Annotated in this window: 16 protein-coding genes; 9 read left to right on the forward strand and 7 right to left on the reverse strand. The window is 68.4% G+C overall.

Annotation, left to right across the window (positions count from 1 at the left end; all coding sequences use genetic code 11):
• Positions 1–27 precede the first annotated feature (27 nt).
• Positions 28–951, forward strand: coding sequence for an NAD(+) diphosphatase (gene nudC, locus ABZ004_RS22860; protein ID WP_355682498.1), 924 nt, complete (start codon positions 28–30; stop codon positions 949–951).
• Here the strand turns inward: nudC and ABZ004_RS22865 are convergent.
• Together ABZ004_RS22865 and ABZ004_RS22870 are read right to left on the reverse strand one after the other, a co-directional pair.
• Positions 934–1,566 (reverse strand): hypothetical protein, encoded by a 633-nt coding sequence (locus ABZ004_RS22865; RefSeq protein ID WP_355682500.1) that lies wholly within the window; start codon positions 1,564–1,566, stop codon positions 934–936. The genes nudC and ABZ004_RS22865 overlap by 18 nt on opposite strands.
• Before the next feature lie 77 nt (positions 1,567–1,643).
• Entirely contained in the window at positions 1,644–1,883 is a 240-nt protein-coding gene (locus ABZ004_RS22870; protein WP_185447425.1) for a mycoredoxin, read from the reverse strand.
• 112 nt (positions 1,884–1,995) lie between these two features.
• Between ABZ004_RS22870 and ABZ004_RS22875 the strand changes: the two genes are divergently transcribed.
• The 4 genes from ABZ004_RS22875 to ABZ004_RS22890 all read left to right on the forward strand — a co-directional run bounded on the left by ABZ004_RS22875 (position 1,996) and on the right by ABZ004_RS22890 (position 6,128).
• On the forward strand, positions 1,996–4,119 hold the full coding sequence (locus ABZ004_RS22875) for an ATP-dependent DNA helicase UvrD2 (RefSeq protein WP_355682502.1): 2,124 nt from the start codon (positions 1,996–1,998) through the stop codon (positions 4,117–4,119).
• Positions 4,120–5,237: 1,118 nt separating this feature from the next.
• Entirely contained in the window at positions 5,238–5,432 is a 195-nt protein-coding gene (locus ABZ004_RS22880) for a hypothetical protein (protein ID WP_355682504.1), read from the forward strand.
• 153 nt (positions 5,433–5,585) lie between these two features.
• Positions 5,586–5,873 carry a WhiB family transcriptional regulator gene (locus ABZ004_RS22885; protein ID WP_355682506.1) on the forward strand — a complete coding sequence of 96 codons (288 nt, stop codon included), beginning with the start codon at positions 5,586–5,588 and terminating at the stop codon, positions 5,871–5,873.
• 36 nt (positions 5,874–5,909) lie between these two features.
• On the forward strand, positions 5,910–6,128 hold the full coding sequence (locus ABZ004_RS22890) for a hypothetical protein (RefSeq protein WP_355682508.1): 219 nt from the start codon (positions 5,910–5,912) through the stop codon (positions 6,126–6,128).
• Positions 6,129–6,308: 180 nt separating this feature from the next.
• Here ABZ004_RS22890 and ABZ004_RS22895 read toward each other — a convergent pair whose 3' ends face one another.
• Complete coding sequence (locus ABZ004_RS22895) at positions 6,309–6,446, reverse strand: hypothetical protein (protein ID WP_355682510.1); 138 nt, start codon at positions 6,444–6,446, stop codon at positions 6,309–6,311.
• Positions 6,447–6,480: 34 nt separating this feature from the next.
• Complete coding sequence (locus ABZ004_RS22900) at positions 6,481–7,395, reverse strand: LysR family transcriptional regulator (RefSeq protein WP_355682512.1); 915 nt, start codon at positions 7,393–7,395, stop codon at positions 6,481–6,483.
• A 114-nt stretch (positions 7,396–7,509) separates the two neighbouring features.
• On the opposite strand from ABZ004_RS22900, the gene ABZ004_RS22905 reads away from it, so the two are divergent.
• Positions 7,510–8,253 (forward strand): SDR family oxidoreductase, encoded by a 744-nt coding sequence (locus tag ABZ004_RS22905; protein WP_355682513.1) that lies wholly within the window; start codon positions 7,510–7,512, stop codon positions 8,251–8,253.
• Positions 8,254–8,264: 11 nt separating this feature from the next.
• The gene (locus ABZ004_RS22910) at positions 8,265–9,278 is read left to right on the forward strand and encodes an alcohol dehydrogenase catalytic domain-containing protein (protein ID WP_355682515.1); all 1,014 of its coding nucleotides are present in this window, start codon (positions 8,265–8,267) and stop codon (positions 9,276–9,278) included.
• Between the two features lie 42 nt (positions 9,279–9,320).
• Here the strand turns inward: ABZ004_RS22910 and ABZ004_RS22915 are convergent, their stop codons facing one another.
• Entirely contained in the window at positions 9,321–9,848 is a 528-nt protein-coding gene (locus ABZ004_RS22915) for an NUDIX hydrolase (protein ID WP_355682517.1), read from the reverse strand.
• 9 nt (positions 9,849–9,857) lie between these two features.
• On the opposite strand from ABZ004_RS22915, the gene ABZ004_RS22920 reads away from it, so the two are divergent.
• Positions 9,858–10,019 (forward strand): hypothetical protein, encoded by a 162-nt coding sequence (locus ABZ004_RS22920; RefSeq protein ID WP_355682519.1) that lies wholly within the window; start codon positions 9,858–9,860, stop codon positions 10,017–10,019.
• Positions 10,020–10,042: 23 nt separating this feature from the next.
• On the opposite strand, the gene ABZ004_RS22925 is transcribed toward ABZ004_RS22920, so the two are convergent.
• Both ABZ004_RS22925 and ABZ004_RS22930 read right to left on the reverse strand, forming a co-directional pair.
• Positions 10,043–11,356, reverse strand: a complete 1,314-nt coding sequence (locus ABZ004_RS22925) for an AarF/ABC1/UbiB kinase family protein (protein WP_355682521.1) — start codon at positions 11,354–11,356, stop codon at positions 10,043–10,045.
• A gap of 128 nt (positions 11,357–11,484) precedes the next feature.
• On the reverse strand, positions 11,485–11,643 hold the full coding sequence (locus ABZ004_RS22930) for a DUF5679 domain-containing protein (protein WP_012922897.1): 159 nt from the start codon (positions 11,641–11,643) through the stop codon (positions 11,485–11,487).
• A gap of 514 nt (positions 11,644–12,157) precedes the next feature.
• On the opposite strand from ABZ004_RS22930, the gene ABZ004_RS22935 reads away from it, so the two are divergent.
• Positions 12,158–12,694: a YgjP-like metallopeptidase domain-containing protein gene (locus tag ABZ004_RS22935; protein WP_355682523.1), complete on the forward strand. Its 537-nt coding sequence runs from the start codon at positions 12,158–12,160 to the stop codon at positions 12,692–12,694.
• The last annotated feature ends 413 nt before the right edge of the window (positions 12,695–13,107 follow it).

Here is a 13,107-nt window from a genome sequence, read left to right on the forward strand (position 1 = left end):
GGGCACCGGTCGAGATACGTTGAGGACGTGGCCTACTCCATCACTCCTGGTTCCCTGTCGCTGTCCCGTTCCGTTCTAGACCGTGCTGCCGACCGACGGCGCGACACGGAGTGGCTGGAGAAGGCATGGGCCGCTCCTGACACGCAGGTGGCGGTCGTAGCCGGTGACAAGTTGGCAGTGGACGGTGACCGTACGACGTTGCGTCTGGTGCCGCCCGCTGCTGCGCCTGAAGGACTGCGGATCTTTCTAGGCATCGACCGGGTCGCTGGAGCCGGGCAGACGGCTGACGGGCGCGCTGTGTTCGCAGTACTGGTTGAGGGAGACCCAGACGAGTCGTATGCCGGGCTGCGCGAGCTGGGCGCTGTCCTGGACGACCGGGAGGCGGGGATCGCGGTCAACGTGGTCGGCCTCGCCAACTGGCACGGCGTACACACGCACTGCGCCAACTGCGGGAACCACACCGAGGTGGTGGACGCAGGTCACGTACGGCACTGCCCGGTCTGTGGGCTCAGCCACTTCCCGCGGAGCGACCCGGCGATCATCGTGCTCGTCACCGACGACCAGGACCGCGCCCTGCTCGGCCGCAACGAGGCGTGGCCAGAGGGCCGCTACTCGACCCTCGCCGGCTTCGTAGAGCCCGGCGAGTCCCTGGAGGCCGCCGTACGCCGTGAGGTCTTCGAGGAGACCGGCGTCGTCATCGGCGAGGACATCCAGTACGCCGGAAGCCAGCCCTGGCCGCTCCCGTCGAGCCTGATGCTCGGCTTCTACGCCACGGCCACCGGCTACGACATCAACGTCGACCAGGACGAGATCGCCGAAGCCAGATGGTTCAGCCGCGCCGACCTCGCCGCCCTCGTCGAAGCCGGCACCATGGCCCTCCCCGGCAACATCTCCATTTCCCGCCGCCTCATAGAAGGCTGGTACGGCAAGGAACTAACCGGCAGTTGGTAGCCGCCGCTGCCAGGTGATGGGGCCGACAGAGATGCGTTGCTGGGATGAGCCGGTCCATTCGACCGGGAGACCTTGGGCGCGGAGGGCGGTCTCGACCCGGCGGCCGACCTCCTCGTCCTGCTCGGCGACCTGCCCTCGGATCGGGTCCAGGGTGCCGTAGGCGAGGAAGAGGTGCGCCGGTTCGTCGCCCAGCCGCTCGCTGTCCTGCTGGTGGAAGAACACATAGCCGGTCGATACCCGGTCGGCGGGGCGCTCGTCGTCGATTTCCGCGACTCCGCACGTCTGGCAACAGGTGAAGTTCATCCTCGCGACCACTCCGCCCGCATCGAGCTCCGCGAACGCTGCCGCGACCCGATCCGCGTCGGTCTGCTCCGGCCACGCGCTCTGCTCGGCCAGCCGCGCCTGCCAGACCCCGTCGACCAGCAACTCGACCTGGCGATCTGTCAGCGCCCACTCCGCACCATCGCGGTACTCCTGCGCAGCAGCCAGCACCTCGTCACGAGGCGTGAATCCGGGATGCACCCACACCCTCACGTGGCTCCGCAGTTCGCCGAGCACGTCTGGATCGGCCGCGGACTCTGAACCGCGGCGGTGAAACTTGTCGAAGATCCCCACGCGCAGACCTTAGACAAAACCACCGACAACTGAAGCGCGCGGCGCCGCCGGGCAGAGGCGGCGCCGCGTACGGCGTATTAGGCGACTAGTTTGTCGGCGATCTGGGCGATGCTGGGGTTGGTCATCGCGGTGCCGTCGGGGAAGACGACGGTGGGGACGGTCTGGTTGCCGTTGTTGACCTTCTCGACGATCTTGGCGGCGTCCGGGACCTGCTCGATGTCGACCTCGGCGAACTCGATGCCGGCCCGCTTCAGCTGGCCCTTCAAGCGGTGGCAATAGCCGCACCAGGGGGTCGAGTACATCGTGAATGCCGCCATCGCAGGCTTGCTCCGTCTCTCGTCGACGCGGGCCTGCGGATTCTGTCCGACGGCCCGTCTAGGGTGGCTCTACCTTGTATCGAAACCTTCCGAGTGGGAGTGCTGTTCCCGCATGTCTCAGTCCGTGAGCAACATCACGCGCGCCGTCGCCGGCAAGTCCGCCGACGAGCTGCTCGAGGCCCTCGACCCCGAGCAGCGAGCCGTCGCGACCGCGCTGCACGGACCCGTCGTCGTGATGGCCGGAGCCGGCACCGGCAAGACCCGCGCGATCACCCACCGGATCGCGTACGGCGTGCGCACCGGCACCTTCGACCCGGCCAGAGTCCTCGCCGTCACGTTCACCCAGCGCGCGGCCGGTGAGATGCGCGGCCGGCTCGCCCAGCTCGGCGCAGACGGCGTCCAGGCCCGCACCTTCCACTCCGCGGCGCTCCGGCAGGCACGCTACTTCTGGCCGCGGGTCTTCGGCGGCGAGCTGCCACCGATCATCGACCGCAAGTTCCCGCTGCTGACCGAGGCGTCGAACCGCTGCCGGGTCCGCGTCGACACCCCCGCGCTCCGCGACCTCGCGGGCGAGGTCGAGTGGGCCAAGGTGAGCAACGTCCGCCCCGACGACTACGCGAAGGTCGCGCCGCAGTCCGGTCGCGCCCTCGCCGCGTTCGACCCGGCGACGATCGCGCGCGTGTTCGCGGCGTACGAGGACGTGAAGATCGAGCGCGGCCGGATCGACCTGGAGGACGTGCTGCTCTGCGCGGTCGCGCTGCTGGCCGAGGACGAGCGGGTCGCCGCCGAGATCCGCCGGCAGTACCGGACCTTCGTCGTCGACGAGTACCAGGACGTCTCGCCGCTGCAGCAGAGCCTGCTCGACCTCTGGCTCGGCGGCCGCGAGGACGTCTGCGTGGTCGGCGACCCGGCGCAGACCATCTACTCCTGGGCCGGCGCCGACCCGGAGAACCTGGTCCGCTTCGCCCAGCGCCATCCGTCGGCCGCGGTGATCAAGCTGATCCGCGACTACCGCTCCACCCCGCAGATCGTCGAAGTGGCGAACAAGGTGCTCGACGCGGCCGGCCCGACCGGCCTGCCGGGCCGGGTGACGCTGCGCTCACAACGCGACGCCGGCCCGGCCCCGACGTACCGCGAATATCCGGACGAGGTCGCCGAGGCGGATGCCGTGGCCCGCGCGATCGCTCGCTTACAAGACTCCGGTACGGCGCTGCGCGACATCGCCGTGCTGTTCCGTACCAACGCGCAATCGGAGAACTTCGAGCAGGCGCTGGCCGAGCGCAAGATCCCCGCCGTACTGAAAGGTGCCGAGCGGTTCTTCGAGCGGACCGAGATCCGGCAGGCGGCGATGCTGCTCCGCGGCCAGGCCAAAGCCGGTACGGCGGCCGGCGTCGACCTGGTCGAGACCGTCACTGGCATCCTGGGCGGCGCCGGCTGGAAGGCCGAGCCGCCGGAGGGCAAGGGCGCGGTCCGGGATCGCTGGGAATCGCTGAGTGCGCTCGTCACGATGACGTCCGACTTCGCCAAGGCGCATCCCGAGGCGACCTTCGCCGACCTGATGGCCGAGCTGGACCGGCGCGCCGCGATCCAGCACGCGCCGTTGGCCGAGGGCGTCACGCTGGCGACCCTGCACGCGGCGAAGGGTCTGGAGTGGAGCTGCGTCTTCATCGTCGGCGCCCACGAGGGGACGCTGCCGATCACCTACGCCACGACGCCGGCTCAGGTCGAGGAGGAGCGGCGGCTGTTCTATGTCGGGGTGACCCGGGCGAAGGACCAGCTGTCGGTCAGCTGGTCGACCTCCCGCTCACCCGGCGGCCGCGGTACCCGTGGGCCGACCCGGTTCCTGGACCCGATCGGGGTCCGTACCTCCCGGACCAGCGAGTGGGAGCCGTCGTCACGCCCGAGCGAACCACGGTCGATGCGCTCGGACAAGCCGATCCCGAAGTGCCGGGTCTGCGGTCGCGGCCTGCTCGAGGCCGCCGCCCGCAAACTCGGCCGGTGCGAGGACTGCCCTGGTTCGATGGACCAGAAGCTGTACGACGCCCTGCTCGAATGGCGGTCCGACCGGGCCGCCGAAGAGGGGATGCCCGCCTTCGTGATCTTCACCGACGCCACCTTGATCGCGATCGCCGAGACCCGCCCGACCGACGAACGCGAACTGCTCCGCATCCCCGGCATCGGCCGAACCAAGGTCACCAAGTACGGCGAACCAGTCATCAACATCTGCACCCGCTGACGCATCCAGTAGCCGTCGCCAACCTGCCCGCGAACTACCGGCCCCGGACGGCAGCCCATGACCAGCCAGTACTACCACCCGGATCCGCGCGACCGCCGACCGCACCACGGCACCAGCTTTCACCGACATCGAGCTCCCGCACGGAGAAGCCAAGGGCATCATCTCCGGCTCGGCGGACGCCGATCTGTCCTGGCAGGACTCCGCCCCCGCCCACCAGCTCTGGGGCATCGACCCCATCACCTGAGCTGACGGCCGGATCGCCAGACCATCAGTACTCGGGCCCGGCACCCGCCGCCACGCTCAGCGCCGCCGCTACCGGCGCCGAGAAGCTGAGTACTGATGGCCTGGCGATCCGCCCCACCGCGCCTGGCGATCCGGCCACGCACCAGGCGATCCGCCCCATCGCACCTGGCGATCTGCCTGCCGGTGCGACCGCGGGCCCGGTGGCGCGGACGGTCCTGCCGCAGCTACTGAGCCGCGACCAACTGTCGGCCGGGATCGAGGGCGAGTGACCGGGCGGCCGGTCGCGGGCGCACCTGGCGGGTGCGCCCACCCAGCCGGCCGGATCGCCAGACCATCAGTACTCGGGCTCACCAACTGCCGCCACGCTCAGCGCCGCCCCTACCGGCGCCGGGAAGCTGAGTACTGATGGCCTGGCGGTCCGCCCCACCACACCTGGCGCTCCGCCTGCCGCACCTGGCGATGTGCCCCGTCGTACCAGGGGCCTCGCCGGCTTCGGCGGTTGCCCGAAAGGGCGGTGGTGGGGGGCGATGGGGGTGCGGGGAGGTAATTGCGTTGCTGGGGTGGGTGGGGAGGGGGCATGGTTTAGATGTCTTGTTCTGCTCAGGGCAGATGTGGCAATTAGATGACAGAGGCAACGATCCCGGAGGGTGCCGGGGGCGTGCCGGAGCGTGTAGATCGGTGTCCGGGAAGCAAGATCCGGACCTCCCGGCGGCAACTTCCGGCCAACTTCGCAAACTGACGTTAAATAGTTTGCGGGCCCCGACGAGGTCGGCGTACTGTTCTTTCTGCGGCCGATGTGTGGCCGAAAACTTCAAACCATAGCGATCGAGCTAACCGCCCGCTTCGCCTCACAACGAGAAGGAGGTGCCTTGGAAATGATCACCATCACGAAGAAGCCTAACGGCGTCAGCGCGCTGCTGCCGTGCGCCCAGATCCAGGGTGCCGTCCCGTCGCGTCTGCACGCGACCGTTGTGCTCATGGCCATCGGTTTCGCCCCGGTTCAGGGCGGAGCTGTGGGTGATGTGGAGTACGGCGGTCAGGGTTCTCGAGCATGGAGTCCACCGGTCTGACAGGAATGTCAGCCGGCACCTCCAAGGCCGCGGAACCCTCACCAGGGTCCCGCGGCCCTTTTGTTTGTCCGACACAGATTTGTCGGCCACCAATCCGGGTGGTCGTCGAAGACAGCAAGAGAACAGCAAGACAGTCACTAGGAGGTGACCGGAATGAGCGTTAGCTTCCTCGATGCCTTCACCGAGGTTGCGACGTCGCAGGACCTGCCCTGTCGGTCCTACGCGCCAGAACTCTTCTTCGCCGAATCGCCGGCGGACGTCGAGTACGCGAAGTCTCTTTGCACCACCTGCCCGCTGATGGCGGAGTGCCTGGCCGGAGCGCTCGAGCGCGCCGAGCCGTGGGGAGTGTGGGGAGGACAACTGTTCGTCCAAGGTGCAGTGGTCGCTCGTAAGCGGCCCCGTGGGCGTCCACGTAAGTGCGACACCGTCACCGCCGCCTGAACGACCTTCATCCATCCCGAATCGAGACTACGAGCCATGAAGACCCAGACTTCACCCAGGAGAGTTGAAATGCATTTACTTCAAGAAGATCTCGCTCGTGCTCATTGTCGTTCCAAACTGAACGACGCGGAGCAGAACCGGCGCTTCCACCTGGCGAACCAGATCGCCAAGGCTCAGAAGCAGGCCGAGCGGGCCACCCGTCGCGCGGAGAGGGCCAGTGCAAAGGCACGCCTCACCCTCGCCCGGCTGGTCTGATCTACCAGAAAAACCTCCGGCACTTCTGACCAGGCGCCGGACTCACTGAACGACCAAGGGGCGGCATCCACCGAGGATGCCGCCCCTCGGCACGTCCACGACAAGATCACGCCGATACGCCAGTACGCCAGTACGCCGGTACGCCGGTACGCGGCTCACCCGGTACGCCGGTACGCGGGTTCACCCGGTACGCCGGTACGCCGGCTCACCCGGTACGCCGGTACGCGGGTTCACCCGGTACGGCGGTTCGCCGGGTTCGCCGGGACGCCGGTACGAGGGTTCGCCGGGTACGCCGGTACGAGGGTTCGCCCGGTTCACACCGGGTACGCCGGTACGCGGCGCTCGGGTCTGCTCAGCGCACTGCCCGGCTGCCCGGCGTACAGACTCGGCGGGTTTCCTCCAAGAGGAGGGCCAGGTACGGATTGGTGCTCTGGCGGGGCCAGATCAGCGCCAACTCGTTCGGCGCCGCGTCCACCAGCGGCAGCCAGACCAGCCTCGGATGCGCGAAATACGTCACCGTCGAGGCCGGAGCGATCCAGCACCCGTGCCCGGCGGCGACCAGGTGAAGACACTCCTCCGGCGTACGGGCCTGCGGACCGAAGACCGCCCGGCTCCCGTCCGGCCGCGGGTCGATGAACCAGAAGTCCACCACCGCCGCCGGCATCCCGTCGCGTGGCCCGATCACCGGTACGCCGGCCAGATCCGCGATCGTCAACGAGGTCCGGCCGGACAGCGGATGCCCCGGCGGCAGCGCCACCCAGCGCTCCTCCGCGAGCAGCGGATGGATCGTGAACCGCGGGTCGTCACCGATCGGCAGCCAGAGGAAAGCGGCGTCGGCGCGACCGTCGAGCAGCGCGTCGAGCTCGTCGGGCAGCGTGTGCACGGCGACCGGGCGAACCTCCAGCTCCGGTGCCTGCCGACGCATCGCGGCCTCGACCTCGGGCATGAAGTGCGCCGTGCTCTGCGCCTTGAACGCGATCCGCAACGGCTCCGGACTGGTCGCGGCCGCTACCCGCGCCTCCGACACCATCGCCTGGGCCGACAGCAGCAGCGCCTCGCCCTGCTTGAGCACGACCTGACCGGCCGACGTCAGCTCGATCCCGGTCGACAGCCGGTACACCAGCGGAGTCCCGACGACCTTCTCGAGTTGACGGATCTGGCTACTGACCGCCTGCTGGGTCAGATTCAGCTGCCGGGCGGCACGAGTCATGCTGCCTTCCTCGGCCACCGCCGCCAGTGCCTGCAGCAACCGCAAGCTCAGATCCACGCCGTCCATCGTGCCACAACGAACGGTTGTGACCTCCCCAAGAGATCTCTGTTTCCGCTCGTTCCGATCCGGGCGGACGATCGTAGCCAAGCCACGTGATGGGAGAAGGTCAGTATGGCGATCAAGGGAAAGACGGCGCTCGTCACCGGCTCGTCGAAGGGTCTGGGCCGGGCGATCCTGCTCCGGCTGGCGGCCGAGGGCGCGAACGTCGTGGTGAACTACTCGCGCGACGAGTCCGCCGCGAACGAGGTCCAGGCGACCGCCGAGGCACTCGGGGTCAAGGCGATCAGCGTCGCCGCGGATGTGTCCACGGTGGACGGCATCGAGAAGGTGTACGACGCGACGATCGAGGCGTTCGGCCAGATCGACATCGTGGTCGCCAACGCCGGCATGGAGAAGGTCAACATCCCGGTCACCGACGTCACCGAGGAGGACTTCGACCTGCTCTTCCGGGTCAACACGAAAGGCCCGTACTTCGTACTACGCGAAGCGGCCCGCCGGATCGCCGACAACGGCCGGATCATCACGATCTCCTCGAACACCACCACGGTCCCGCAGGTCGGCGTCGGCCTGTACGGCACCAGCAAGGTCGCCACCGGCTACCTCGCCCGGGTGCTCGCGCTCGAACTCGGCCCGCGCGGCATCACCGTGAACACCATCGTCCCGGGGCCGATCGACGGCGCGGGCATCTTCACCGACCCGGCCAACGACGAGTACAAGCAGAGCCTGATCGCGATGGTGCCGATCGGCCGGCTGGGGACCACCGAGGACGTGGCGGGCGTCGCGGCCTTCCTGGCCGGCGACGACGCGGGACTGATCACCGGCCAGCAACTGGTCGCCGACGGCGGAATGCACTGAGGAGCAACACGATGACAGGAACTATGCGCGCGGCCCAGGTCCAGCAGGCCGGCGGACCCTTCGTACTGACCGACCTGCCCATCCCGGAGCCGAAGCGCGGCCAGATCCGGGTGAAGGTGTACGCCTGCGGGATCTGCGGTGGCGACGCGATTCCCCGGAACGCCTTGTTCGGAACGGTTCTGCCGCGGGTTCCCGGGCACGAGATCGCCGGAGTCGTCGATGCGGTCGGCGAGGGTGTCGAGGTCTGGGAGGTCGGCCAGCGGGTCGGCGTCGGCTGGTCCGGTGGCGTCGACTTCACCTGCGAGTACTGCCGGCGCGGTGACTTCACGAACTGTCTCAGCCGGACGATCGTCGGTACGTCGTACGACGGTGGGTACGCCGAGTACATGGTGGCGCCGCAGGACGCGGTCGCCCGGATCCCGGAGGGACTCACCTTCGAGGAGGCGGCGCCGCTGATGTGTGGCGGGATCACCGCGTTCAACGCGCTCCGGCATTCGAAGGCCGGCCCGGGAGACCTGGTCGCAGTACAAGGTGTCGGTGGAGTCGGGCACCTGGCGATCCAGTTCGCGGACAAGATGGGGTTCCGGACCGTCGCCATCAACCGTGGCCGGGACAAAGAGAAGCTGGCTCGCGAACTCGGTGCGAACGAGTACATCGACAGCACCGAGGGCGATGCGGGTGAAGCACTGAAGGCACTCGGTGGAGCGTCCGCCGTACTGGCGACTGTTTCCCGGGCAGAGCTCCAGAGCGATCTGGTCAAGGGGCTGCGGCCGAACGGTCAGCTGATCGTGCTGGAGGGCGGCGACCCGATCCAGGTCACCGGCCACGACCTGGCCGACGGCCGTCTCTCGGTCTCCGGCTGGTACAGCGGCGTCGCCCAGGACAGCGAGGAGACGCTGAACTTCTCCGTACTGAAAGGGATCCGGCCGATCATCGAGACCTACCCCCTCGAACAGGCCGAGGAAGCCTGGCAGCACCAGCCCAAGGCCAACCTCCGCATCGTCCTCCAAACCCAGCCGCAGTAGCTGAGTCCGCGGGCCGGCCCAACCCCTCCGGGCCGGCCCGCGTCAGGCAGATGTGAGCAGCACCTGTTGCAGGCCCACCAGCGTCATCCCGTGGACGATCTCCTGGCGCGCGATCATCGCCGGTACGTCGGCCAGCGGGATCCATTCGATCCGGTCGGACTCGTTCTTCTCGACCGGCTCACCGACGTACGCCGCGCTCGTCGCCCGGAACACGTGATGCGTCGAGTCCATGATTCCGGACCCCGGCTGCGACCGGATCAGCGCCGTCAGCGGTCCCGGCTGCCACCCGGTCTCCTCCTCGACCTCGCGGGCGGCGGCGTCGATCGGGGCCTCACCCGGTTCGACGATGCCCATCGGCAACTCCCACGCCCAGGTGTCGGTCAGGAACCGATGCCGCCACAGCAGCAGCACCCGTTGCTCGGCATCCGTGACGACCGCCGCGGCGACGTCGCTCAGCCGGACCGCGTCGTACGGGACGCGCCTCCCGTCCGGCTGCTCGACGTCCAGCCGGCAAACCCTCAGCCAGGGACTGCTCCAGACGACTTCTTCACCGTGAATCAACCACCGCATACTGACACCATGCCTATCTGCTCATTCTGCGGCCAGCAGGCCGAAACCGACGAGGTGCCGTTGACCTGGGTGACGTCGGTCGAGAACGGCCGCAAGCTGCTGTACTGCGACCAGTGCGCGCGCGAGAACGTCCGCAGCATCGAGGGAAAACTCGACAGCGCCTGGTGGTGAGCCGGCGTACGGCGTACCGGCTTCTACTCTGCTGCGAAGCCGGGCAGGAACTCTTCCAGCACCGAGCGGAACGGAGCCTCCGCCTCGAGCTGTGAGAGCACCGCGATGCCGCCGATCCAGACGCGATGGATCAGCAGGTACGACGGCGGCAGGTTGATCTTGAGTCCCAGGGACGCGTTCGGCGACCGGAAGTCGCTCGTCCGGCTCGCCTGCGCCCGCATCCAGGCGCGGCTGAACTGGAACGTCTCCTTGCGCGCCGGCTCCGCGAACGGCGCCAGGTAGTCCATCAGCTGATCCGGATCGATGTCCATCCGCGGCTTGATGAACCCCTCCTCGCGCAACCCGGCCAGGATCGCCGCGCCGTCGCCGTCCAGCGAGATCCGCAGCAGCCGGCCGATCGCGGGCGGCAGACCGTCCGGGAGCCGCGCGCAGAGCCCGAAGTCGACCACGCCGAGGCGGCCGTCGGGCATCACCCGGAAGTTGCCCGGATGCGGGTCGGAGTGCAGCAGACCGGCGTACATCGGCCCGCTGAACATGAACCGGACGTACTTCAGCCCGATCTCGTTGCGCTGCTTCTTGGTCCCGTCGGTGATCACCTTCGAGAGCGGCTTGCCCTCGATCCACTCCGAGACGATGACGGTGGGGGAGTGCTTGATGACGCGCGGGACGACGAACTCGTCGTGGTCCTTGAAAGCGTCCGCGTACTGCTGCTGGGCCTGCGCCTCGCGGTCGTAGTCCAGCTCCTCGCCGATCCGCTCCTGCAGCTCGGAGACCAGCGGCTTGATGTCGAGGCCGGGGAAGAAGCTCCCGAACGTCCGGGCGAACCGGCCGAGCTGCTTGAGGTCGGCCCGCAATGCCTCGGCGGCGCCCGGGTACTGCAGCTTGACCGCGACCTCGCGGCCGTCCTTCAGGATGCCGCGGTGCACCTGGCCGATCGACGCGGCGGCCGCGGGCAGGTCGTCGAACTCCTCGAACCGGTCCCGCCAGCGCTTGCCCAGCTCGCGCGACAGGATCGTGTGCACGGTCGAGGCCGGCATCGGTGGCGCGGAGTCCTGCAGCTTGGTCAGCGTGGCCCTGTACGGCGCCGCGAACTCCTCGGGCATCGCCGATTCCATCAGGCTCAGCATCTGCCCGAACTTCATCGCGCCGCCCTTGAGCTCGCCCAGGACGGAGAACAACTGATCGGCGGTCCGGCGCTGGAACTCGGCCAGCACGGCCTCGGCCGGCGCACCGCCGATCCGCTTACCCAGCCCGACCGTCGCGCGCCCGGCGGCACCGAGCGGGAGGCTGGCCAGCTTCGCCGTACGGCTGATCGCCTTGCGGGGGAGGTCTGACACACCCCCATTCTGTCCGGTCGCCCAAGCCGGACCTACGCCGCCCCGCCGGACCGGCGTCCGGCGATGAGACGACGGAGGGGCGGTGATGGGACCCGAAGGTCCCACCGCCGCCCCTACGACTTGGTGCGTCAGGCCTTGCCGAGGATCCGGTTCAGGTTCGTACCGCACTCGGGGCACTTGGCCTTGGCCATGCGCGTGCCCTTGTCGTTGACCTTGACCTCGCCGTCGGCGGTGCGCTTGGCCTTGCACTTGACGCAGTAGAACTCGCCGCTCCAGGTCTCTGCCATGAGGGCCCTCTCCTTGCTCTGAATACCAGCCGGGGCATGTGTACCCCTGGCCATCGTGGATGCTAACGGCAGACCTTCCTGCCGTAGGCCGTTCGGCCCAGTCGGGATTCACCCTACGGCAGGCTGAGCGTGGCTCAAGCCCATCTCCCGCTCCGCGTGCCGCCTGGAAAACCCTTTCCGTCGATTCGTCCTGACATCGAACAGGCTCCCGGTTATCCGCCTTCGGAACCACTCGGCTTCCCCTCCGAGTGGCCCCGGAGGCGGTCCGGGAGCCTGCTGGGACAGACGCTGCCAGGCCGCGGTCCCGGTGGCAAGCCCACGTTGTCCACCCCTGTGGATAAACCTGTGTGCAAGCTGTGGGGCGCGCCGATCGGCACTGTGGACGAGCGGGGGAACAGGATGTGAACAAACTGCGGCACCGGGGCCGGCGAAAGCCTTCTGACCTGCGGAAACGTCAATTCACAGGGTGTGGACAGAAGAAAGTTGGAAGATTCGGTGCGGTAGCGTCTCACCTATGGCCGAGTCTCCACCGCGCTCGATCCCGCCCTATGTGGACATCCGTCGCAGCAAGCGCCGCAAGCGGACCGTGAGCGCCTATCGCGACGGCGAGCGGGTGGTCGTGCTGATGCCCGACCGGCTGTCCGCGGCCGAGGAAGCGCGCTGGGTCGAAACCATGCTCCAGCGGCTGGAGAAGCAGCGCAGCAGATCCCGCGTGTCGGACGAAAAATTGTTGGCCAGAGCACACGAACTCGCGTGTCGCCACCTGCCCGAAGTGCCCGAACCTGCGTCAGTTCGCTGGGTTTCGAACCAAAACAGACGGTGGGGCTCCTGTACTCCGGCGGACAGATCGATCCGTTTGAGCACCAGATTGCAGTCCATGCCCGGCTGGGTCGTCGACTATGTGCTCATCCACGAGCTCGCCCACCTGATCGAGCCCTCCCACAACGCCGCCTTCTGGAAGCTCGTCCACCGCTTCCCCAAGTCCGAACGCGCCGAGGGCTACCTAGAAGGCATCTCCGCCGCCGCCAACCTAACCCTCGACGACTTCTAACCCCCCGTACCCCGTACCGCACCCCCCCTCCCGTACGCCGTACGCGGCACCCCCTCCGGTACGCCGTACGCGGCACCCCCTCCGGTACGCCGTACCCGGCACCCCCTCCGGTACGCCGTACCCGGCACCCCCTCCGGTACGCCGTACCCGGCACCTCCTCCGCCGGCCGCTCGCCCGACCCCCGGCGTCTTGTCCGAACCCACCGCGCCCTGCCCGGACCCAACCCGGATCCCGAACACCGACGGGGTTCCCCGGACACCTGGTGGGGCGTTCGGACATCTGGTGGGGCGTTCGGACAGGTTGTGCGGTGTCCGCACCCCCGACATCTTGTCCGAACCCCCGGCGACCTGCCCGAACCCGACTCGGGTCCCTGAACACCGACCCGGGTCCTCGATCACCGACCCCTTTTCCCG

It is taken from the genome of Kribbella sp. NPDC006257, assembly GCF_040613535.1.
Lineage (GTDB): Bacteria > Actinomycetota > Actinomycetes > Propionibacteriales > Kribbellaceae > Kribbella.